The organism is Mesorhizobium sp., assembly GCF_004962245.1.
Taxonomy (GTDB): domain Bacteria; phylum Pseudomonadota; class Alphaproteobacteria; order Rhizobiales; family Rhizobiaceae; genus Mesorhizobium.
Window position 1 is genome coordinate 46,940 of record NZ_SUHQ01000022.1, and the last position, 22,474, is coordinate 69,413.

The 22,474-nt window shown below is 61.5% G+C and carries 22 protein-coding genes; 12 read left to right on the top strand and 10 right to left on the bottom strand.

Annotated features, from left to right (window positions below; genetic code table 11):
- The first annotated feature begins 203 nt into the window (after positions 1-203).
- Both E5X88_RS22355 and E5X88_RS22360 read left to right on the top strand, forming a co-directional pair.
- Positions 204-1,586 carry a PLP-dependent aminotransferase family protein gene (locus E5X88_RS22355; RefSeq protein WP_292165188.1) on the top strand — a complete coding sequence of 461 codons (1,383 nt, stop codon included), beginning with the start codon at positions 204-206 and terminating at the stop codon, positions 1,584-1,586.
- Positions 1,587-1,590: 4 nt separating this feature from the next.
- Entirely contained in the window at positions 1,591-2,814 is a 1,224-nt protein-coding gene (locus E5X88_RS22360; RefSeq protein ID WP_292165189.1) for an FAD-dependent oxidoreductase, read from the top strand.
- Positions 2,815-2,882: 68 nt separating this feature from the next.
- Here E5X88_RS22360 and E5X88_RS22365 read toward each other — a convergent pair whose 3' ends face one another.
- On the bottom strand, positions 2,883-3,707 hold the full coding sequence (locus E5X88_RS22365) for a L,D-transpeptidase (RefSeq protein ID WP_292165191.1): 825 nt from the start codon (positions 3,705-3,707) through the stop codon (positions 2,883-2,885).
- A gap of 273 nt (positions 3,708-3,980) precedes the next feature.
- On the bottom strand, positions 3,981-4,643 hold the full coding sequence (locus E5X88_RS22370) for a haloacid dehalogenase type II (protein WP_292165306.1): 663 nt from the start codon (positions 4,641-4,643) through the stop codon (positions 3,981-3,983).
- Between the two features lie 157 nt (positions 4,644-4,800).
- Here E5X88_RS22370 and E5X88_RS22375 point away from each other — a divergent pair, with 157 nt between their 5' ends.
- The 4 genes from E5X88_RS22375 (at position 4,801) to E5X88_RS22390 (ending at position 8,091) form a co-directional block, all read left to right on the top strand.
- The gene (locus E5X88_RS22375) at positions 4,801-5,679 is read left to right on the top strand and encodes a branched-chain amino acid aminotransferase (RefSeq protein WP_292165194.1); all 879 of its coding nucleotides are present in this window, start codon (positions 4,801-4,803) and stop codon (positions 5,677-5,679) included.
- 108 nt (positions 5,680-5,787) lie between these two features.
- Positions 5,788-6,390 carry a superoxide dismutase gene (locus E5X88_RS22380; RefSeq protein ID WP_292165196.1) on the top strand — a complete coding sequence of 201 codons (603 nt, stop codon included), beginning with the start codon at positions 5,788-5,790 and terminating at the stop codon, positions 6,388-6,390.
- 303 nt (positions 6,391-6,693) lie between these two features.
- The gene (locus tag E5X88_RS22385; RefSeq protein ID WP_292165198.1) at positions 6,694-7,131 is read left to right on the top strand and encodes a cytochrome c; all 438 of its coding nucleotides are present in this window, start codon (positions 6,694-6,696) and stop codon (positions 7,129-7,131) included.
- A gap of 9 nt (positions 7,132-7,140) precedes the next feature.
- Entirely contained in the window at positions 7,141-8,091 is a 951-nt protein-coding gene (locus E5X88_RS22390) for a cytochrome c (RefSeq protein WP_292165199.1), read from the top strand.
- 76 nt (positions 8,092-8,167) lie between these two features.
- Here the strand turns inward: E5X88_RS22390 and E5X88_RS22395 are convergent, their stop codons facing one another.
- Together E5X88_RS22395 and E5X88_RS22400 are read right to left on the bottom strand one after the other, a co-directional pair.
- Positions 8,168-10,306: a S9 family peptidase gene (locus tag E5X88_RS22395; protein WP_292165201.1), complete on the bottom strand. Its 2,139-nt coding sequence runs from the start codon at positions 10,304-10,306 to the stop codon at positions 8,168-8,170.
- Positions 10,303-10,545 (bottom strand): hypothetical protein, encoded by a 243-nt coding sequence (locus tag E5X88_RS22400; protein ID WP_292165202.1) that lies wholly within the window; start codon positions 10,543-10,545, stop codon positions 10,303-10,305. Before E5X88_RS22400 ends, E5X88_RS22395 begins: the two co-directional genes overlap by 4 nt.
- On the opposite strand from E5X88_RS22400, the gene E5X88_RS22405 reads away from it, so the two are divergent.
- A complete protein-coding gene (locus E5X88_RS22405) occupies positions 10,528-10,896 on the top strand; it encodes an SH3 domain-containing protein (protein ID WP_292165203.1) in 369 nt (122 codons plus the stop codon). The two genes, E5X88_RS22400 and E5X88_RS22405, sit on opposite strands and share 18 nt — an antisense overlap.
- 432 nt (positions 10,897-11,328) lie before the next feature.
- Positions 11,329-11,754 carry a MucR family transcriptional regulator gene (locus tag E5X88_RS22410; protein ID WP_287244296.1) on the top strand — a complete coding sequence of 142 codons (426 nt, stop codon included), beginning with the start codon at positions 11,329-11,331 and terminating at the stop codon, positions 11,752-11,754.
- A 163-nt stretch (positions 11,755-11,917) separates the two neighbouring features.
- Here E5X88_RS22410 and E5X88_RS22415 read toward each other — a convergent pair whose 3' ends face one another.
- Both E5X88_RS22415 and E5X88_RS22420 read right to left on the bottom strand, forming a co-directional pair.
- Positions 11,918-12,346, bottom strand: a complete 429-nt coding sequence (locus E5X88_RS22415; protein ID WP_292165308.1) for a SufE family protein — start codon at positions 12,344-12,346, stop codon at positions 11,918-11,920.
- 114 nt (positions 12,347-12,460) lie between these two features.
- Positions 12,461-12,829: a DUF5330 domain-containing protein gene (locus E5X88_RS22420; protein ID WP_292165207.1), complete on the bottom strand. Its 369-nt coding sequence runs from the start codon at positions 12,827-12,829 to the stop codon at positions 12,461-12,463.
- 537 nt (positions 12,830-13,366) lie between these two features.
- Between E5X88_RS22420 and E5X88_RS22425 the strand changes: the two genes are divergently transcribed.
- The 4 genes from E5X88_RS22425 to E5X88_RS22440 all read left to right on the top strand — a co-directional run bounded on the left by E5X88_RS22425 (position 13,367) and on the right by E5X88_RS22440 (position 17,043).
- Positions 13,367-15,112 carry a HAMP domain-containing sensor histidine kinase gene (locus E5X88_RS22425; RefSeq protein ID WP_292165209.1) on the top strand — a complete coding sequence of 582 codons (1,746 nt, stop codon included), beginning with the start codon at positions 13,367-13,369 and terminating at the stop codon, positions 15,110-15,112.
- Entirely contained in the window at positions 15,087-15,860 is a 774-nt protein-coding gene (locus E5X88_RS22430) for a peptidoglycan-binding protein (RefSeq protein ID WP_292165211.1), read from the top strand. The genes E5X88_RS22425 and E5X88_RS22430 overlap by 26 nt, the downstream gene beginning before the upstream one ends.
- Before the next feature lie 323 nt (positions 15,861-16,183).
- Complete coding sequence (locus E5X88_RS22435) at positions 16,184-16,615, top strand: isoprenylcysteine carboxylmethyltransferase family protein (protein ID WP_292165213.1); 432 nt, start codon at positions 16,184-16,186, stop codon at positions 16,613-16,615.
- Between the two features lie 80 nt (positions 16,616-16,695).
- Positions 16,696-17,043 (top strand): DUF1491 family protein, encoded by a 348-nt coding sequence (locus tag E5X88_RS22440; protein WP_292165214.1) that lies wholly within the window; start codon positions 16,696-16,698, stop codon positions 17,041-17,043.
- 209 nt (positions 17,044-17,252) lie between these two features.
- Here the strand turns inward: E5X88_RS22440 and E5X88_RS22445 are convergent, their stop codons facing one another.
- The 4 genes from E5X88_RS22445 to E5X88_RS22460 form a co-directional block, all read right to left on the bottom strand.
- Complete coding sequence (locus E5X88_RS22445; protein WP_292165218.1) at positions 17,253-18,272, bottom strand: hypothetical protein; 1,020 nt, start codon at positions 18,270-18,272, stop codon at positions 17,253-17,255.
- Positions 18,273-18,771: 499 nt separating this feature from the next.
- Positions 18,772-19,320 (bottom strand): DUF1254 domain-containing protein, encoded by a 549-nt coding sequence (locus E5X88_RS22450; protein WP_292165220.1) that lies wholly within the window; start codon positions 19,318-19,320, stop codon positions 18,772-18,774.
- Positions 19,313-19,897, bottom strand: a complete 585-nt coding sequence (locus E5X88_RS22455) for a DUF1214 domain-containing protein (RefSeq protein WP_292165222.1) — start codon at positions 19,895-19,897, stop codon at positions 19,313-19,315. The genes E5X88_RS22450 and E5X88_RS22455 overlap by 8 nt, the downstream gene beginning before the upstream one ends.
- A gap of 114 nt (positions 19,898-20,011) precedes the next feature.
- Positions 20,012-22,168, bottom strand: coding sequence for a transglycosylase domain-containing protein (locus tag E5X88_RS22460; RefSeq protein WP_292165224.1), 2,157 nt, complete (start codon positions 22,166-22,168; stop codon positions 20,012-20,014).
- Between the last annotated feature and the right edge of the window lie 306 nt (positions 22,169-22,474).

Here is a 22,474-nt window from a genome sequence, read left to right on the forward strand (position 1 = left end):
GGTCGCTTGGGCTGCGCCCAGCTTCATTTTGTATGACCATACAATTCAATATTCTTACGCTAACACCCATTCGCGAACGTCGTCAACGGCGTTTCTCCCGCATAAAACAACTTATATGTCATACAATATGCAAAATCTGCGTGATTGCATGACGGCGTACCTTGTGGCACTAAATGGCAGACAAAGAGGATTCGCCCCAGCGCATGTTCGAAAAATCGCAGTTCACGACAGGCGACGTGCCGATCTATCGTCAGATCGCTGACCTGATCGCTGACAAGATCGCCGAAGGGAGGCTGGCCGCCGGCGACCGGCTGCCGCCGCAGCGCGACATCGCCCGCATGGCTGGCGTCAACCTGACAACCGTGACACGCGCCTTTGCATCCCTGCAGGAGCGCGGGCTGGTCGAAAGCCGGCCGGGGCGTGGCTCGATCATCGCCGACCCCGCCATGACGGCGAGCTTCCAATCCGCGCCGGTCGACGAGCAAGGTTTCATCGATCTCTCCGTCAATCGCCCTGCAACCACCGGCTATCTGCAGGCGCTGGCGACACTGATGCCCCAACTGCCGGTCGACCGTCGCTACCCGGCGTTGCAGGATTTCCACGCGCCGGAGGGACCTGGCTGGGCGCGCGAGGCGATGGCCGGCTGGTTTTCGGCAATGGCCGGTGTGAACGAACCGGCGCAGATCGTCATGACCAATGGAGCCCAGCACGGCCTGGCTTGCGTACTTGGCGCAGTGGCCCGGCCCGGCGATACCATCCTTGCTGACGCGGTCACCTATCAAGGAATCGGCGCGCTCTGCCGCTCGCTCGACCTTACGCTTAGGCCCGTCGGCATGGATCGCGGCGGCATGCGCCCGGATGTGCTCGAGGCGATGTGCGCAAAACATAAGCCGCGGGCGGTTTTTCTGGTGCCGACACTGCACAATCCAACAACCATCACGCTTGATCCCGGGCGACGCCAGGCCATCGCGGAGATCGCGCGCAAGCATGATGTGCTGATTATCGAGGACGACGTCTATCGCCCGCTGAAGGAACTGTCGCCGCCTGCCTTCGTCGCAACCGATCCCGACATCACCATCCATATCGGCGGTCTGTCCAAATGTGTGGCGCCAGGCTTGCGGCTTGGTGCGGTGCTGGCGCCGAAATCAATGATCGCCGACATCGCGGCGATGCTGCGCATCAATTGCTGGAGCACCAGTCCGCTCAACGCGCTGATCGCCACGCGCATGATCGAGGACGGTCTGGTCGACAGCGTGATCGCCGGCCAGCGCAAAGAGTTCGCGCATAGACAGGCGATTGTCAGGGAGGTCCTGTCAGGCTTCGACGTCATGACCGACGATGTCGCGACCCATGCATGGCTGCAACTGCCGGAACCATGGAACGGCAACGCGTTCTCGCGTGCGGCGCATCAGAGCGGCGTTGGCGTGCTTTCGGGGGAAGCTTTCGCGGTGGGGCGCGATTCGGTACCGCACGCGGTTCGTATCAATGTCGGTGCTGCGCGCTCTCGCGAAGATCTCCGCCGCGCCTTGGAAAGTCTGCGCGCCATCCTTTCGGGCGATCGCCGCCTCTTCGATACGATGATCTGAATCGATGGCACGGGATTCGACCGAGATTGCCATCATAGGTGGCGGCGTCATCGGGCTGGCGACCGCAATGCGGTTGGCGGCTGAAGGACGCGAGGTGACGCTTGTCGAACCAAACGAACCGGGTTCGGGCGCGTCCTACGGCAATGCCGGCACGATTGCCGATTATGCGGTGATCCCGGTCGGCACGCCAGCTGTGCTGCGCAACCTTCCGTCGCTGCTGTTTAAACGCGACAGCCCGCTGTCGATCCGCCGTTCGGCGCTGCCGGCGCTGATGCCGTGGCTCTTGCGCTTTGCCTGGCAGTCGCTGCCACAAAATGCGGAAAAGAACGCTGCGGCGATCGCCGCACTGCTTATGGATTCGCTTTCAGGGTGGCGCGAATTGGCCTCGCAGATCGGCGCCGACGACCTGCTGAAGCAGAACGGCTGCCTTTATCTCTATACCTCGAAACTGGAGTTCGCCTCAGCTTCCGCCGACATCGGCCTGCGCCGGCAGCACGGCATCGCACAGGAATTCATGACCGCCGACGAGGTGGCTGCCCTCGAACCGAAGCTGCCGCCTTTCGAGGGCGGCGGTGTGCTTTTTCCTAACGCCGTCAATCTCACCGATCCGGGCGCGATGATGAAACGCCTGGCCAAAGCCGCGGCAGCAGCGGGCGTCCGTTTCATCACCGCAAGAACTGAGCGGATCGAGCGTGGCGAGCGTCAAGTCCATGTCAAGGGCGCAGCGCTCGATCTCCTGGCTAAAACCATCGTCATTGCCGCCGGAGCGCATTCGAGGATGCTGGCTGCACAGGCCGGCGACCACATAGCGCTCGACACCGAGCGCGGTTACCACGTCGAGTTCGACATGCAGACGCCGCCGCTCTCGCGTCCGGTCTGCCCAACCGCACGCGGCTTCTATCTGGTGCCGATGGCCGGCCGGCTGCGAGTAGCTGGAACCGTCGAGTTGGGCGGGCTGACCGCACCGCTCAATCCGCGTCGGATCGAGCTTCTGGAACGCGGCGCGCAGGCGATCTTTCCGACACTGGGCAAACCGGACCGCACATGGCTCGGCTTTCGGCCTTCCGTGCCTGACTCAGTGCCAGTTATCCGCGCGTCGCGTGGCGGCAGCAACATCATACTTGCTTTCGGCCACGGCCATCTCGGCCTGACGTTGGCACCGGTGACGGCTCGCATGGTCAGCGCCATCATTGATGGGCGTCCAAACGCACTGTCCCACCGTAAGTGACTGGCAAGGACACGATTCGCCGATTCCGGCGGTCTTGGATCAGGACCGTTTGATCGCCTTTCGCCAGATCAGAAGATCGTGTCCGAGATCGTTCTTGCCGCGCCGAGCAGGATCGATCCTTCCGGCACGCCGTCATCGATCGGAATGGCCTTCCGGTTTGCCGGGGCATCCATCGGCTGACCGACGCCGGCGGTAACGATCACCGGCGTCTTGCCGGGCACACGGTCGTAGAGATCGATGATGTCCTGGTTTATCAAGCGAACACAGCCTGATGATACCGATTTGCCTATGGAGTTCCACTCCGGCGAGCCGTGCAGCCGGTAAAGCGTGTCCTGGTTGCCCTGGAAGAGATACAGCGCCCGCGCGCCGAGCGGATTCGTGAGCCCGCCGGGCTGGCCGCCATTGTCGGCGCTGTATTTTGCAAGCTCGGGCTGCCGGGCGATCATATCGTCCGGCGGGGTCCATTTCGGCCATTTCTGCTTCCACTGGACGACGGCGTCTCCCGACCATTCGAAACCGGCGCGACCGAGCCCGACACCATAACGGATGGCCTGTCCGCCCGGACGCACGAGATAGAGGTGGTGGCCGGCCGTATCGACGACGATGGTGCCGGGCTTCTGGCCGGTCGGATCGGGAACGATCTGACGCAGGAATTGCGGGTCAATTTTCTCGAACGGTATGCCCGGGAGGTCGAACCCGCTGTCGCTCATCGGCGCGTACATCGTTGCATAGTCCAGGAGCGGCGGCTCGACATTGGCTGGAGGCGGAGGCTCGAACGGCCGCCGTGCCATCGTGGTGCAGGCGGAAACCGCAATCGAGGCGGCGCCGAGCGCGGCGGCGTTGAGAAAGCCGCGACGGCTCAGGCGACGGGATTCGATTTCGGTTGTGAACATGGTTGCCTTTTTTAAGTCTCAAGTCGAAACAAAACATGAATACGCCGATCGGTACGGCGCCAGCCCTATCAATGCCCGGCGCGATAGGCGGTTCCGATTCTGGCCTGAGGGTGGACAAACAAAGGCAAAGCTGTGACGGCGCCATCGCTGTTGCGCCGGGGCAACAGGCCTATAGCACCGCGCGTCCATTTGGACGCGCAAAGGACGCTGTAGCATTTTTACCTTGCGCATGATTCCTTTCCAAAAATCGATTCCGATTTTTGGGGTCATCGGTCAGCCTCCGGCCAGCAGGCCTTCGAGCGAGGGCAGGATCAGGGCCGGCGGAAAGTCCTGGTATTCCTCGGGCTGGTTGGAGCGGTTGATCCAGACTGTCCGGAAGCCGAATTTGGTGGCGCCGGCGACGTCCCAGCGGTTGGACGACTGAAAGGACACAGCATCCGGATAGAGGCGCCAGCCTGTCGTGACCATGTCGTAGACCGACGGATCGGTCTTGAAGCGCTTGACGGCATCGACGGAATAGATGTCGTCCAGAACCTGGTCGAGCGCCGCGGATTTGACCGCCGCCTCCAGCATTTCAGGCGAGCCGTTGGAGAGGATAGCCAGTTTCGCGCCCGATGCCTTGAGCGCCTTGAGGACGGCCGGCACCTCCGGATAGCAGTCCAGCCGCCAATAGGCGTCGAGCAGCTTGGCCCTGAGCCCCTTGTCCGCGGAGGGAACCTTGCGCAGGGCGAAATCGAGCGCCTGTTCGGTGAGTTGCCAGAAATCGGCATAGGCGCCCATCAGCGTCCTCACCCAGGAATATTCCAATTGCTTGGCGCGCCAGATCTCCGACAGGAGCTGGCCGTCCGGTCCGATCTGGTCCGCATGCCGGCGTACGGCGGCATGCACGTCGAACAGCGTGCCGTAGGCATCGAAAACGTAAGCCGCGTGGTGCATGGTGACAGTTTTGCGGCGCGGCAAGGCAAGGCGCAAGCACAGATTGCAATTCACATGCCGCTGGCCTCAATAAATCTCGGCCATGCCGGTTGACGGCAGACGCCAAAGCATCTTCCAATGGCGATACGGGACAGTTCTAAAAACGCGGAACCAAGCGATGACACTGGCGACTGCGGCGCAATCCGCGACATGGACCTTCGTGGATGGCGATTGGTATGAAGGCAACGTCGCCATTCTGGGGCCGCGCAGCCATGCCATGTGGCTCGGTACCAGCGTGTTCGACGGCGCCCGCTGGTTCGAGGGCGTCGCCCCCGACCTCGACCGCCACGCCGCAAGGGTGAACGCCTCGGCGATCGCGCTTGGTCTCAAGCCGTCCATGAGCACCGAAAAGATCGTCGGACTGACCTGGGACGGTTTGAAGAAGTTCGACGGCAAGACGGCGGTTTACATAAGGCCGATGTACTGGGCCGAGCATGGTGGCTATATGGGCGTGCCGGCAGATCCGGCCTCGACCCGTTTCTGCCTTTGCCTCTACGAATCGCCGATGATCTCGCCGGCGGGCTTTTCGGTCACCGTCTCGCCCTTCCGGCGCCCGACCATCGAAACCATGCCGACCAACGCCAAGGCCGGCTGCCTCTATCCCAACAACGGTCGTGCCATCCTCGAAGCCAAGATGCGTGGCTTCGACAACGCCCTGGTGCTCGACATGCTGGGCAATGTCGCCGAGACCGGAACCTCGAACATTTTCCTGGTCAAGGACGGCCATGTCCTGACGCCGGCGCCGAACGGCACGTTCTTGTCCGGCATCACCCGCTCGCGGACGATGACGCTGCTTGACGAGTATGGGTTCAAGACCACCGAAAAGGCGCTGTCGGTGCGCGAATTCCTCGAAGCGGACGAGATATTCTCGACGGGAAACCATTCGAAAGTCGTGCCGGTCACCCGCATCGAGGACCGCAATCTCCAGCCTGGGCCGGTAGCCAAGAAGGCGCGCGAACTCTATTGGGATTGGGCGCATTCGACTTCGGCCGGCTGACTGGCTAAAAGGGGAACCGGCGCTTCATTCCGGAGTTGTTCCACATCAATCCAGACCTATGTTAGTCCGGTATCGACACCGGATTTTTTTCCACGAGGAGTACGACCGATGGCTTTTGAATTGCCCGCCTTGCCCTATGACTACGAGGCCCTGCAGCCTTACATGTCGAAGGAGACGCTGGAGTACCATCACGACAAGCACCACAAGGCCTATGTCGACAACGGCAATAAGCTGGCTGCCGAAGCTGGCCTGGGCGACTTGTCGGTCGAAGACGTTGTAAAACAGTCCTTCGGCAAAAACGCCGGGCTCTTCAACAACGCCGCCCAGCACTACAATCACGTCCATTTCTGGAAGTGGATGAAGAAGGGCGGCGGCGGCAACAAATTGCCGGGCGCGCTGCAAAAGGCATTCGACAGCGACCTTGGCGGCTACGACAAGTTCAAGGCGGATTTCATCGCCGCCGGAACAACCCAGTTCGGTTCGGGCTGGGCCTGGGTTTCGGTCAAGGACGGCAAGCTGGCGATTTCGAAGACGCCGAACGGCGAGAACCCGCTGGTCCATGGTGCGACGCCGATCCTGGGCGTCGATGTCTGGGAGCACTCCTATTACATCGACTACCGCAACGCCCGGCCGAAATATCTCGAAGCCTTCGTCGACAGTCTCATCAACTGGGACCATGTCCTTGAGCTTTACGAAAAAGCCAGCGTATGACCCCGAAAATCGGAATCGATTTTCGGAAAGGATCATGCGCAAAATCAAAGTGTTACAGCGTCATTTGCGCGCCGGAAAGGCGCGCGGCGCTGTAATCGCTCGATCGAGTTGCAGAAAAGCCCCGGCAAAACCGGGGCTTTTCTTTTGGCTCGAGATCGGCCGCCCTTTTCCAGCACAGAACGACTGTCGCAAAAATTCACACAAGCGTGAGGCGAATTTCCGGAATTTTTAAGCCACCTTTGCCGTTATCGATGAGTTCGGAAATGCCTTCACCCCGAAACATCTTCACCATGGAGCCAATGAATGAGAAAGCTTATCCTCGCCATCTCGATGCTCGCCTTCGCCGGTTCGGCGGCGTTTGCCGATCCGATCCTGGACCGACAGGCCCTGATGAAGGAACGTGGAAAGATCGCCGGCGGATTGTCGAAAGTGGTCAAGGGCGAAAACCCTTTCGATGCCGCAGCTGTGATGACGTCGTTGCAGGCGCTTCAGGCTAATGCCGAAAAACTCGATATCGACGCGCTTTTCCCGGCCGGCAGCGACACCGGCGACACCACGGCTGCTCCCAAGATCTGGCAAGACATGGCCGGTTTCAAGGCAACTCACGACAAGTATCTCGCCGACGTCAAGGCTGCGGTCGCCGCCGCCCCTGCCGACGTCGATGCCTTGAAGGCGCAATTCAACACCATCGGCGGCGATTGCGGCACTTGCCATGAGACCTATCGGATAAAAAAGGACTGATAGCGGGCGATGCGCCTGCTGAAAAGAATCGTCGGCGCCGCCCTCGTTCTGGGGGCCGCCGGCGCGGTTGCCGGTTGGTTCCTGTCGGCGCCGGCCAGGCTCGACGCTGAGACCCTGGCGCAACTCGGCTCCGGTGATGCGGCCAGGGGCAAGCGCATTTTTTATGCTGGCGGCTGCACGTCCTGTCATGCCAAACCAGGTTCGCAAGGCGATGCCCGTCTTCAACTGGCCGGCGGTCTCGAACTCAAGACGCCGTTCGGCACCTTCGTGCCGCCGAACATCTCGCAGGATGCCAAGGACGGTATCGGCGCCTGGTCGGTCGAAGACCTTGCCAACGCCATGCTGAAGGGTGTGTCGCCGAGCGGCGAGCATTTCTATCCGGCGTTTCCCTATGCATCCTACGCGCGCATGAAGCCGGCCGACATTGCCGATCTCCATGCCTTCCTGAAGACACTTCCCGCTGTCGCCGGCAAGACACGCGCGAATTCTCTGAGATTCCCGTTCAACATCCGTCGCGGCATCGGGCTGTGGAAACGTCTCTATCTGGGTGACCAGCCGGTGGTTTCCTTCCCCAATGGCACACCGGATCCGGTGATGGCCGGCCGCTACCTGGTCGAAGGGCCAGGACATTGCGGCGAATGCCACACACCGCGCGCGTTCACCGGCGGCACCAAGAAGAGCGAGTGGCTGGCCGGGGCCACGGCCGCCGAGGGCAGCGGCATCGTGCCGAACATCACCTCGGGCGAAGGCGGGCTCAGTGACTGGTCGGAGGCCGACATCGCCTACTATCTCGAAACCGGCTTCACGCCGGATTTCGATTCCGTGGGTGGCGCCATGGTCGACGTGCAGAGAAATATGGCCGAGCTGACGCCCGGGGACCGGGCGGCGATATCAGCCTATCTGAAGGCCATACCGCCGCATCCCAACGGCTATCCGGCGCGCAAACAGCCTTCGAGCTGAACGCCGGACGCCTCCAATCGATAGCGCATGATCTTCGGTTCGGATCACGCGCCAAGTCAAAGTGCTACAGCGTCCTCTACGCGTCCGAAAGGACGCTTGGCGCTGTGGGGGCAAAGTCGGCCTTGCCCGCCACCTTCAGCGCAAAGGCATAGGTGAAAGCGATTTCCTCGAGCCTGGAAAATCGGCCGGATGCGCCGGCATGGCCGGAGTCCATATTGATCTTGAACAGCACCGGATTGTCGCCTCGCTTGCGGTCGCGCAGCCGCGCCACCCATTTGGCCGGCTCCCAATAGGTGACGCGCGGGTCGGTAAGGCCGGCAAGCGCCAGGATCGGCGGATAGTCGAGCGCTGCGACATTGTCATAGGGCGAGTAGGCGGCGATCGTCTGGTAGTCTTCCTCCGAGGCGATCGGATTGCCCCATTCAGGCCATTCCGGGGGCGTCAGCGGCAAGGTCGCATCCAGCATGGTGGTGAGCACGTCGACGAACGGAACCTCGGCGACGATGCCGCCGAAGCATTCCGGCGCCATGTTGGCGATCGCGCCCATCAGCATGCCGCCAGCCGAGCCGCCCTGAGCGACGATGCGGTCATGGGCCGTGTAGCGCTCGGCGACGAGGTGGTGTGCGACTGCGATGAAATCGGTGAACGTGTTCATCTTGTGCGCCCGCTTGCCGTCGTCATACCAGCCATAGCCCTTGTCCTTGCCGCCGCGGACATGGGCGATGGCGTAGACGAAGCCGCGATCGACCAGTGAAAGGCAATTGGTGTTGAACGCGGCCGGCACCGTGATGCCATAGGATCCATAGCCGTAGAGCAGGCAAGGCGCTGTTCCGTCGAGCGGCGTTTCGCGGTGGTGGATGAGCGAGATCGGCACCAACTCGCCGTCGCTGGCAGGCGCCATCAGCCGCCGGGTGACGTAGTGGTCCGGGTCGTGACCGGACGGAACTTCCTGGGTCTTCAGCAGCACGCGCTCGCGGGTGCGCATATTGTAGTCGAAGACCTGCGCCGGCGTCGTCATCGACGAGTAGGAAAAGCGCATGATCTCGGTGTCGTATTCATACGATCCCGACAGGCCAAGCGAGAAGGCTTCCTCGTCGAAAGAGATGAGGTGTTCCTCGCCGCTCTTGCGGTCGCGCACGACGATGCGCGGCAGGCCTTCCTTGCGTTCAAGCCTGACCATATGGTCCTTGAAACCGATCACCGAGAGGATCAGCCGGCCCGCTTCGTGCGGCACCAGTTCCTGCCAGTTGGCGCGCACCGGGTCGCTCGCCGGCGCCGTCATGATCTTGAAATCCTTGGCGCCGTCGGCGTTGGTGAGAATGAAGAAGATGTCGCCGCCTTCTTCGAGGTCGTATTGCAGGCCGGTCTCGCGCGGCGAAACCAGCTTTGGTTCAGCGAACGGCTCGCTGGCGCTCATCAGGCGGTATTCCGAGGTTTCGTGATCGTTGATGCCGATCATGATCCACTCGTTGGAGCGCGTGCCGCCGACATTCATGAAGAAGCCGGGATCGGTTTCCTCATAGATCAGCCGGTCATTCTGCGGGTTGTCGCCAAGGGCGTGGAACAGCACCTTGGAGGGGCGATGGTTGGAATCGAGGCGGGTGTAGAAGAACCCGTCATTGCCGGCATCCCACACGCCGCCGCCACCTGTGTCCGGAATCTGGTCCGTCAACTCGTTGCCGCTGGCGAGATCGCGCACACGAAGCGTGAAGAATTCGGAGCCCTTGTCGTCGAACGCCCACAGCAGCTTGCCGTGATCGGCCGAATGGTCGACGCCACCGAGGCGGAAATAGGCCTTGCCCTCGGCTTCGAGGTCGCCATCGAGCAGGATCTGTTGGTCGCCGCCATCGCGCGGCATGCGGAAATAACGCGGCTGCTCGCCGCCAAGCTTGAAGGATGACCCATAGGCATAGGGCCCATCCTTCATCGGCACGGAAGAATCGTCTTCCTTGATGCGGCCTTTCATCTCCTTGAAAAGCTGCTTCCGCAACTGGGCGGTGTCGGCCATCAGCGCCGCCTGATAGGCGTTCTCGGCTTCGAGATGGGTGCGGATCCGGCTGTCGAGCAGGGATGGATCCCTGAACACCTCTTGCCAATTGTCGGCTCGCAGCCAGGCATAGTCGTCCGTCCGGGTTACTCCATGATGTATGTCGAAAACCGGTCGCTTCTCTGGCTGCGGTGGGCTGACAGTTGGAAATACTGGGGTTCTGGTCATTGCGCCTCGCTGTGGAAGTTATTTGAACGGCGAATGAACACGCCGATCAGCGCGGGTTCAAGAGCCGGAACGTATGTTTCGCCGGGCTCTACCGCATCGGCCCGAAAATCGGGATCGATTTTCGGAAAGCACGATGCGTCAATCAAAAGTGCTGGAGCGTCCTTTTGCACGTCCAAAAGGACGCGCGGCGCTCCAGAAGATGAGCCGGAGGAGAGAGAAAGATGAAATTCCGTTTTCACGCTGCCGCGGCTCTCGCCGTCGCTTCGACAGTTTTGGTCTTTACCGGCCAGTCTCATGCAACCGTGTTCGCAGCTTGGCAAGTGACCAACGTGCCGTTTGGCGACACGCTCAACGTGCGCAAGTATCCGGCGGGGTCATCCCAGAAGCAGGCCGCCTATCCCAACGGTGCCGTTTTGCAGATGACCGGGAAATGCACCGGCGGCACAAACCTGCTCGACATCGCCAATCAGCCAGCCTGGAAGCAGAAACAGAAAATCCGCTATCGCTGGTGCGAAGTCTGGCACGATCCGGCACGGAACGGCGATTTCGTTACCGGCTGGGTTTATGGAAAATACATCACTCCATATTGATGGATCGGTGCCTATCCGCAGCGCTGATTTCTGGCTTGCTCGCAGACGAGAGATAAGCCGCAACCTATGGTTTCGCGGATTGTGAAAACAACCAGATAGCCTGCGTCGCAACCAAGCATAGCCAAGCATTGAGATCTTTTTACTGGCCATCACGGATGTAACGGAAGCGTGACGCAGCGTCAGCCGTTGCTGGTCTGACCAGAAAATATCGCAAAGTTACAGAGTGCACGAAAGATTGAAGCTGATCGTGGAATATTTGATTAACATCGATGAATATAGCGCAAGAAGCGAATTGACTTACTTGGTTCACTGCCTCATTAGGATACCGCGACGCGAATCGCAGAGGCTCTTTCCTGCAAAAATTTCGCGCAATGCCCGACCTATCAAAAATAGGGCGCAGATAGAAACAACTCTCGTTGGGGCCATGAAGCCATGGATATTGTCGAAACACCTTCCAGAAATAGTGATGCGCTGATCGAATTGACGGCCGACGTCGTCGCCGCCTATGTCAGCAACAATCCGGTGCCGGTCGGCGAGCTGCCGAGCCTTATCGCCGATGTCCATGCTGCCCTCGGGCGCGTGGGCGGCGCCAGTGAACAACCTCCAGCCGACAAGCAGAAGCCGGCTGTAAACCCGAAACGCTCCGTCCATGACGACTACATCGTCTGCCTTGAGGACGGCAAGAAGTTCAAGTCGCTGAAGCGTCATTTGATGACCCACTACGGTCTGACGCCCGACGAGTACCGTGAAAAATGGGGCCTGGACGCGAGCTATCCGATGGTTGCTCCCAACTATGCTGCTGCCCGCTCGCAGCTTGCCAAGAAGATGGGTCTCGGCCGCAAGCGCAAGGGGCGCTGATACCGGCTCTCGTCCCAACCTGGGTCAAACAACAACCTGGGTCAAACAATAAACGGCGCCTCCGGGCGCCGTTTTGCGTTTGGGCATTGCTGGAGCAATCGATATGCGTTGCGCCATATGCAAGATTCCGCAGTGCGGGGGCAATCGCGCGCAGGTCGTCTAATCAGGCGGTCTGCCTCAAGGCCGCCTCGGCGTCGCGCTTGATGCGCTTGACCATCGAACGAAGACCATTGGCGCGTTGCGGCGACAGGTGTTCGTCGAGGCCGAGTGCCTTCAGCGTGGCTTCCGCGTCGATTTTCTGGATCTCGCTGGCGGGTCGTCTCGAAAACAGCGCCAGCATGATGGCGACAAGGCCGCGCACGATATGGGCGTCCGAATCACCGGCGAAGGTGACGACCGGGTCGGCACCTGGCCCATAGTCAGTGGTCAGCCAGACCTGGCTGACGCAGCCAGGCACCTTGTTGGTGGGGGTGCGTTCCTCATCGGGAAACGGCGGCAGGGCCTCGCCCAACTCGATTACATAGCGATAGCGGTCTTCCCACTCGTCAAGCAGGGAGAAGTCGTCGCGGATCGTTTGGATCGTCGTGGTCATCACCTCGGATATAGTCATCCGGCGGCGCCGCGTCACGGAAAAAGAGGAAAAACACCATAGGCGTCGAAAGCGCGGGCGCCCTGCGGTGCATTGACAGACACAGCTGAAAATAGCTCAGTTTTTCACCGGCAAGTCGACTTTCATCGGCAAGTCGACTTTCGCGGGCAACACGACGGCCTCGGGCACGCTGCCGGTCGTTGTCGCCGTGTCGGGTTCGGCGGTCTTGTCGTCCAGCATGGCGGCCGCGATCTTGGCGGTCTCCCTGGCGCGGGCGGTGATCGTGTGCATTGCGGATTTGCCGGTCTCGCAGACATCGGGCTTGCGCTCGCATATGCCGGCAATGTCGCCGACCGCTTCGCGTGCCGCAAACAAGGCCTGGATCGGCCCGACGCTTTGGTGGCCTGCCTCGTCGGAGCCGACATTCAGCGGCAGCGCCAGAAGCACCAGCGAAAACCAGAAAGCCATCCTTGTCAGAAAGCCCATCTGTATGCCCTCTCATCCGTGACCGGATCATGCATTCGTGCGGCATGACCTCTTTATGGATACGATAGTGGCATGACCGCGCAAAGGACGGCTTGCCCGGTCAGTGAAAATTTTCCTCAATTTTTAGGCAAATTCGAAACGAAGCATTTTGCAATGGATCTGCCTTAAATCCAGTGGATTTTCTTCACGTAAGGTTAACCATCCATCTAACTGTTTTCTATAGTAATTTCCCCGAAGCGCGGCGCGTCGATGGCGATTGTTACAGGCGCAGGGTCGGTCCGCTCGGATAACCCTCCATTTACTATGGCTGCAATTGCCCAGCTTTCGCCGCGCCGGCCTCCCAATATTTTGCTTCAGACCGGGCATCGGTCGGCCCCGCCTTATTCATTCCTTAAACGCTGGATGCGAGTTTCAGACCAACAAGAAGCGACCTTCGAAGCGGGGCCGTTCACGACCGGGTGCGAGTGCGTTGAGTTGAGTTCGATCAGGGCCAGATACGTTGAGTTGCCCGGCGCGATGGCGGCCGGTTGCGAACGTATGGTTCATCCGTCCATCCTCGGACAGAACGACCGCTTGCGCCAGCGCCGGTTTATCGGTGTCATGCTGGCCGCTCCGTTCTTCGCCGCGGGGGCAGCAGTCACGCTGGTCACCTCGGGCCTGGGCGCGGCGGTGACGATGGCTGCGATCTTTGCGACTTTCGGCCTTTGCTGGTTTACCGCTTTGCTGGTGGCGGCATCGGGCAAGATGACGTTCGCTGGCCAGGCCGCCCTGGCGATGGGCAGTCTTGCTCTTGCCGGTGTCATTGCCGCAGCGGGAGGTCTGGCCTCGCCGGTCGCCATGCTTGTCGTGGCACTGCCGTTCGAGGCCTGGTGGATCGGCGCGTCTCGTCGCGCCGCACTGTGGGGTTCCGTATCCGCATGTGTCGCTATCCTGTTGCAGTTTTTTGCCGGATCTGTCTTCCCGTTCGGCGCGGCGGAAATCGCCGCGTGGCATTGGCTGCTGCCGCTGGCCTGGGCGTTCACTCTGGTTCCGCGCGTCGCAGCACTTGGCAACCCGGCCGGCGCGCAGCTTGATCCGATGACCGATGATCGGCTCGAGACCGTCATCGACGCCGTTGTCCTGCGGGTCGGCAGGCATGGCGAGGTTGTCGATGCGTCGGCAAAGGCGCGCACGATCCTGAAGCTGCAGCCGGAGCTGCTGTTCGGCACCGGCCTGTTCGACCGTATCCATCTGTCCGACCGCGTCGCATACCTCAGCGCGCTGGCCGACATGCGCGATGGCGCGTCGGCGCGCCGGCTCGATCTTCGCGTCCGGCTGCCGCAAAACGGCAACGGCCCGACGGCGGACAATTACCGGCCGTTTTCCCTTGAGCTGACGCGGGCGCAAGAGCAGGAGGACGTCTTCACATTCGTCCTGCGCGAGAACGACGAAGTCGCCGGATTGCGCGAAGAGCTTGCCGCTGCGAAAGAGGCGGCCGCGTCTGCCGAAGTGGCGAAGGGACGGTTTCTGGCGGTCGTCAGCCACGAGCTTCGCACGCCGTTGAACGCCATCATCGGTTTTTCCGACATGCTGCTGCATGAGATGTTCGGCACCTTCAAGGATCCGCGCCAGAAGGAATATGTCGGCCTGGTCAAGGAGTCCGGCCAGCATTTGCTTGCCGTCGTCACCTCGATACTCGATGTGTCGAGGATCGAGGCCGGTGCCTACGCAACCGAGCCGGAACCATTCCGCTTCCTGGAAGCGGTCGAAATGTGCCAGTCGATGATGCGCTTGCAGGCTGAGGCAAAGAACATCGATCTGCAGGCGCAGATCGCGCCCGACGCAGGCGAGATAAACGCCGATCGCCGTGCCGTGCAGCAGATCCTCATCAACCTCGTCTCCAACGCGATCAAGTTCACGCCCGATGGCGGCGATGTCGTTATCGGCGCCAAGCGGATCGGCTCGCGACTGCATTTCTGGGTCAGGGACACCGGCATCGGCATCGCCGAGGAAGACTTTGCCAACCTCGGCAAGCCGTTCATGCAGATCCAGAACGACTATACGCGCCGCTTCGAGGGAACCGGGCTCGGCCTGTCGCTGGTGAAGGGCCTGGTGGCGCTGCACGAGGGCACGATGTCGATCGAAAGCATGCCGGGCGAGGGCACCACGGTCACGATCAGCTTGCCGGTGAACGGACCGAAAGGACGTTCGACGGACAAGCCCGGCGTGCTGCCGATGCCTGCGGCCAAGACGGAAGGGGAGACGAAAGGGGACAGGGATGGCTCGCTCCGCAAAACGGCCTAAGGCGGTGAAGCGCCGCGGCAATGCCTTCCAGGGTGGCGCGGTCGCGATCGGCAGCCTGATTTCACGCAATCCGGTTCTGGTCGGCGGTTCGACCGCCTTCCTGGTGACGCTGTTCTACGTCTCGGCGAACGCTCTGTGGTACCAGCCTTTTCCTCATGCCGGCGCGTTTTTCGCGACCAGGAGCATGGAGGGCTTTCCTCGAGCGGGCGCCGACGAGCCCGAAACCACCATCAACATCGTGCGGCCGGGTCCGGCCCCGGCGCCGATCAAGAGCGACCCGGTTGTCGAGCAGGTCCAGGGCATCTTGAAGGACCTGGATTTCTATTCCGGCACCGTCGACGGTATTTCCGGCCCCAACACGCGCAAGGCCATACAAGCCTATCAGCAGAAGGTCGGGCTCAACGCTTCCGGCGAGATCGACAGCGTTCTGCTCGACCAACTGGGCGCCACGCCAACCGCCTCGACGGTCGTGCCGCATCCGGCACCCCGCCCGGACGAGACGGCCGCGGTTCCCGTTTCCGCTTCGGCGCCGGAAAATGCGTCAACGCCGGCACCCGACGCCCGCATCATCAAGATCCAGGCCGGGTTGAAGGCATTCGGCAATGACGACATGCAGCTCGATGGCGTGGTCGGCGCGCGCACCAAGGCGGCGATCAAGGAGTTCCAGTCGCTGTTCGGGCTGCCGGAGACCGGCGAGCCCGACGAGGTCGTCTACGTCAAGATGCGCGAGATCGGCCTGACCAACTAGCGCTGCAGATCGGCGCGCGGCATCTTGCGCGGCTCTCCCTGATCGGTTCAGCTCGCGCTCGAACTTCGCGAGCGCCGCGAAAAAAACCGAAAGCTACGCTAATCGCTTCTTGCACGATGTTTGGAGTTGGCGGATGGCGGGTTTGGAGAAAATCGGCCCGGTCAATCAAAAAAGGCGCCTTCTCGCGATCCAGGTTGGAGCGGTTTGCGTTGCGGCATTAATTCTGCTTACCGCTCCCGCATGGGAGGAGGAAACGGGCACTCTTGAGATCGTCGAAGATACCATCGAAGTCATCGGCGTCCTCCTGCTGTTGTTTTGTATCTTTGGCCGCCTATATCGGTGGCAGGAAGAATGCCGAACTCGTGACCGTTGGTCCGTACTCGATTACGCGCAATCCGCTTTATTTCTTCTCCACCATTGGCGCGATTGGCATCGGATTGATGTTCGGCTCGCTGGTTTTGGCCGCGACTTCCGGGGCGTTCATCTATTCCATTCTCATGATGACGGCTCTCAAGGAGGCGGCGTTTCTGCGCACGGCCTTCGGACAAGACTACGACGAATATGCCAGTCGTACGCCGCTGTTGTGGCCCAATCCGTCCCGATACCGCGACCATTCCAACGGCAATTTCTCGCAACGCACCCTGAAGCGAACCTTTCTTGACGGACTTTATTTTCTGGCGATCTTTCCAGCTGTCGAACTGGTCGAATATCTGCACGATGCGGCAATATTGCCGATCCTTTGGAGACTGTACTAAGGGGCGGCTGGAAAAAGCCGCCACTCGCGAATGAGCGAGAATCTCGATAATACAGCCCCGATGTTGAACAGCACCTTGCCATGCGCGTAACCACCGATCTGTGGGTGTCGGCCCTGTTGCGCCGGGTTTTCGGCGACGGCGGCTTTGCCGCTGTCGTCAAGCGCGGCGCGACCGAGGCCGGCGCGGTCTTCGTGCTGGCGCGGGGCCGCATGGGTGAGGTTGCCTTGTTTGGGCCGGCGCCGCAGACGAGCTACGATTCAGCCAGGCCCGACGACCGGTTTTTCAGCCTGCTCGGCGCCGGCGACGATGCCGCCGTCTTTGACGCACGACTGGAAAAGGAGAAGAGATTCGATCCCGACATCTGGGTGGTCGAGATCGAGGCCGGCGCTGTTCCCGTCGAGGAGCTTATTTCCGTCAAGTCGCTCTAAGGTCTGTTGATATTCAGGTCAGGCCCAAATCGGAGACGGCGCAAGCAACCACTGGATCGCTGCACTCCACGGCCACTGTAACGGCATGGATCCTAGGGTCTGCGCCGCGTCGCAGCCTTCGCTGAATATCAACACACCCCAGCGATATGCATGAAAAAACAAAAGTTTAATGCGTTCGCTTGAACCTCTTCAGAGGCGACTGAATCACTTCAGAGGCGACGCGCTTTAGGGCTGGCGGCAGCATTGTCGCTGTCGGCCTTGCGGATGTCGGCGTTTGCCGCAATGGGTCCGGCATTGCGAATGGCCTTCGACAGTGTCTCGGCTTTCCAGCCGCGCAGCCTGTCCAGCGCTGCGTCGCGATGCAGCAGTCGGTACCGGTCGAGGAAAATGCGGATGGCCTGCGGATGCGGAAACTCTTTGGGATAGACGGCGACGGTGATCAGGAACGCCCTGTCTTCGCCGAGATCGAGCGCGCGCAGGGCGGCCAGCAGCGACGTGTAATTCTGGTTCGCGGTGAGCGACCGCGCCGTTGAAAAATCGATTTCGAGCGCGTCGGCGAGTGCTGTCTGGAAGAATGCGGCGTTGCCGGTCAGCGCCGTCTCGCGCAGCTTGACATAGGTTTCGGCGCCAGCGAGCGGACTGATGGTCGCGCCGCCGCTCTCCGCGTCGGCCCGCATCATCGACCGCAGCCGGCGCCGTGCATTTTCGGCGGCGGCGCCGGGCGCCTGCTGCCTGTCGGGACCGGGCACAACGACTTCGGCGCTTTCGGGCACCGTCCTGGCAATCGCCTCCGGCTGCCGCACGCTCACCAGCGTCGGCTTTTCAAGCGCCCTGATCAGGTGGGCGATGGTAGGGTTCAGATCCTTGCGGCGTGCGATGGCGCGCGCATGCGGCAGGCCGTGCCGTCCGATCAGCGCGATGAGGTCGATATCGCTGAGCGCGCGCGAGCGGATGAGCAGCGGGGCGGCGATGTCGACCGGCCCCTCGCAAAGCCGCCGGACCAGCGCGGCGGGCGCATATTCGCATTCGGAAAGGGCGGCGGCGACGTAGCGGCGCGATTCGACCGATATATTGGCGAAAAGCGGAAGTGTCAGATCCTCAAGTTGCGCGATCTCCCGGCGCGAAGGGCGGGTGAGCGAACAGAACGCAGACACCGCGGCGCGGAAGAGCCTTTCGGCCTTTCCCGATTCAGCCCGTATAGCGATTTGCCTGAAATCCGCAGATGACACGAAGGATACGCCTGACACTCGACACGATCTGGAACCATGCTCGACCGGGACTGTGTCGGTTTCGCATCTGCCTCGGGCCAGGACGTCCCGACCTCTAGACAAAGATCAAGTTAGAGGCGATCCGTTAGCGTTCCGTTAACCTACTGCCGTCCTTAATCAGATTGGAGGCGTTGCGTTGTGCTCCGGGGCAACCGAGAGGAATGCACGAACCATGGGCATGGTACTGTCTTTCGTGCCGCGAGCGGCGGCAACCAATCGAGCAGGACGAAACACCGGAACGCCGGCGGCGGTGATCATTTTTCCCGGCGTCCGCTATGAGCAACGGCAGCTGACGGGCGAGACGCGGCCGGGCGCCGGTCCGGACAAACCGGGCTCGTCGGGGTCGTCTGGGACGATGCCTGTTCCGCATCACTAGAGCGGCCGTGCGTCCCATTTGGACGCGCAAAGGACACTCTAGCGCTTTGAAAACGCGCCGCGCCGCCGCCTATTTCGGCTGACGTCAGTAATCCTGCAGCTCGCAGGAACTCTGCTCGAGAAACCGTGACACGACCGGCTTCCAGCTGTCGTCTGGCACGAAGGAGCGGACGACGAACATGCCTTCGTCGATGGGCGCCTCGACGAAGATCGCCCCTTGCAATTCCTCGGGAAGGTCCTTGCGGATCTCGATCATCTGCGCCGGCGTCAGTACGATCGTGTCGAGGACCTTTCCGGTCGCAGTGTGGTCGTTGAAGGAGTAGATGTTGTGGCCGCCGCGGTCATAGACCGATGCAGACCAGAACGGGACGTTTCCCGGCGCCTTGACCCGCACCATCCCCTCGGACAGATCGAACCGGCAAGCCGCCGCATAAAACAGCGGATCGACGGACTTCACCACCGGCGCCCCGCCGGCCTCCGCGTCCAGCCTGGTCATCCTGTAAAGGTCCGAGGCCATGGCCAGGCGCGACCAGGCATCGCGTTCGGAAAATCCCGGGACGAGCAACAGTACGACGACGTGCACGATACCGGCGCCAAGCAGGCCAAGCAGGATCGCGTGCAGCAGCTTACGCATTGCAGCCGACCTTCGCGATCTGCGGCAGCGTGACATCCGAAAGACCCGTGCTGCTGGCGATCGGCGTGTCGTAGAATGTCAGCACGAAATACATCCGCCCGACGCCGTCGGAAAACAGCCAGTTGCCGGGGGCGGGACGGTTGCCGACGGAAATCACCACCGAATTGTCGGGCTGGCGCAGCACCTGGTAGGATTGAAGTGCCGCAGGCCTTGGCTTGCCGGTCTCGACCACCCCGAGCGACTGATCGGCCGCATAGAGGGTCCAGAACCGCGCCGTGGGAAATCCGCCTTCGATTTCATAGGCGCATTGGCGTTTCAACAGTTCGCCGCCGGAATCGCGTTCGGCGACAAAGGACAGGCCTTCTGCCTGCCCGAGTGCGAGGACCCCCTCGCGCGCCACGCGGGCTTTCGAATAAGGGTCCGCCGCCTGCGTGCCGATATCGGGGAATGCCGTCCATTGGCCGATCCTGATCGCACCGATGCCATCCTGCGTCTTGAGAGCGTACCAGACGCTGCCGCCGCCGCCGCCGATGGCTATGGCAAGCGCGAGGAGCGTCAGGAATGCGTTCTTGAGCATGAAGAGCCGCGGGAAAGAGGAGTGCCGCTCGGGGATATCGCGGGGCAGGGGGCCATGGCAAGCGGACCTCTGTGGATTGCTGGCATGAGGATGGCCTGGCCCGTCGTGTCGGCATCAAAGCGCCGACAGGGTCTCCGGCGTCGCAGGTGTCTGGAGGACGGGCGCCGACTGGAACAGCTTCGTGATGTCCCTGAGCGCCCGCGTGGTCTGGCTGGACAGCACCGGTGGGCGCTCGGCGGCGTTGACTGCTGCCTGCTCGGCATTCTTCTTTTCCGCCTCCTCAGCCTTGGCCGCGATCTTTTCGTCGACGAACGGATGATCGAGACCGGGGATCGGCTTGAGGTCGATATTCTGGTGCGCATAGACCATCAGCCGCTGCCACACCATCGCCGGCAACGAGCCGCCGGTCATGTTGTTGGTCGGGGTGAAGTCGTCATTGCCAAGCCACACGGCGGCCGTGTAGTTGCCGGTGAAGCCGACATACCAGGCGTCGCGGTAAGACTGCGTGGTGCCGGTCTTGCCGGCCGAAACGATGTTGGGAAGGGCGGCGCGCCGCGCCGTGCCTATCACCGGCACCGCCGCCAGCACGGTGTTCATAGATTTCAGCGCCTGTTCCGAAAGCACACGGTGCGGCGGCGGCGCATCCTTGGCGAAATCGTAAACCACCTCGCCGGTACGGGTGACGAGCTGGGTGATGCCATGCCGGGAGCCGACAAAGCCGTTCTGGGCGAACACGCTATAGCCTGTCGCCTGGTCCATCACGGTCATGCCCGATGTGCCGAGCACCATCGTCTTGTGCGATTCGAGCGGCGATTCGACGCCCATGGCTTCAGCCATCGCCTTGATTGGCTTGATGCCGAGATAATTCTTGGCCAGCCGCACCGGTACGGTGTTGATCGATTTGGCAACCGCCGTGATCAGCGTGACATTGCCGGCCGATCCGCCATTGTAATTGTGAGGCGACCAGTTGCCCCAGGAGATCGGCGCGCCGGAAACGACGGAGTCCGGTGTGAAGCCATGCTCCATTGCCGTTGCATAGACGTAGGGTTTGAACGACGAGCCGCTCTGGCGCAGCGCCTTGGTGGCGCGGTTGAACTGGCTGGCACCGTAGTCGCGGCCGCCGACGATCGCCCTGACCGAGCCATTGGTTTCGATGACGACCATGGCACCTTCGGTGACGTTGTATTCCTTGCCGAACTGACGGAGATGGAACTCCATCGATTCTTCCGCCGCCTTCTGGATGTTGGCGTCGAAAGTGGTGTGAGCGACCAGCGAATGCTGGCCGGACTTTGCCGCGATCTTCTTGACCTCGTCGAATGCCCAGTCGAGGTAATAGTCTGGGCTCTTCTGCTCGCCGCGATCGACGATTTCGGCCGGATGCAGCCGCGCCTGCAGCACCTGGCCCTCGCTCATGAAGCCGGCGTCGACGAGATTGGACAGCACCACATTGGCCCGCGCCCTGGCAGCAGGCAGGTTGATGTGCGGCGCGTATTTGGTGGGCGCCTTGAACAGACCGGCCAGCATCGCCGCTTCGGCGAGGTTCAGATCCTTGACGCTTTTGCCGAAATAGAAATCGGCCGCCGCTTCGATGCCGAAGGTGCCGCCGCCCATATAGACGCGGTCGAGATAGAGCTGCAGGATCTCCTTCTTCGACAGATTGGCCTCGAGCCACAGCGACAGGAAGGCTTCCTTGATCTTGCGCTCCAATGTCCGTTCATTGGTCAGGAACAGGTTCTTGGCCAGCTGCTGGGTGATGCTCGAGCCGCCCTGCACCACGGAATTCGCCCGCACGTTCTCAAAGATCGCGCGCGAAAGGCCGAGCGCATCGATGCCGTGGTGATCGAAGAAACGGCGATCCTCCGTGGCCAGCACCGCCTTGATGACCTGGTCGGGCATCTCGTCGACCGGCACCGAGTCACGCTGGATGATGCCGCGCTGGCCGATCTCGTTGCCGTAGCGGTCGAGGAAGGTGACGGCGAAGTCGCCCTGGGCGCGCCAGTCACCGGCGGTTTCCTGGAAGGCCGGCAAGGCGAGCGCCAGCATGACGACGATGCCGCCGGCACCGAGCGTGAAGCCCTCGCTCAAAAGTTCGATGATGCCGCGGCGCCAGCCGGAGACGCGGAAGCGCCGGAAAAAAATCGTGGCCGCTTCCCAGAACCGGCGCGCCTTGAAGCCGATGTCGTAGAGCGAGGAATCGAACCACGCATCCGCCGCGAGCAACCTTGCGGCGATCGGACCTCTTCTCTTGCGTGGTTCCAAAGGACTGCCCATTCCAGGAATCCGGCTGCGGCGGCGGCGTGAGCTGAGAAACTGCATGCGGGCAATTTCAGGCTGCGCCCCAGCCAAGATTATTCGTCCATTTTTGCGTCGCTCACAAGGGCGAGGGAGGTTTATGCGGTTCGGTTCGTCGATGCCAAGGGCAGGGCCTAATGCATGTCGCCCCAAAAGTACGCAGCGGTTTTGGGATGATAACGACGTGCATCAAAACAAAGACTTAAAGCAGGTCGCGTGAATTTTATCGAACGCGACATGCTTTAAAGTCGCCGCACCGCCCTTGCGGGCTCGGTTTGGCGTCCG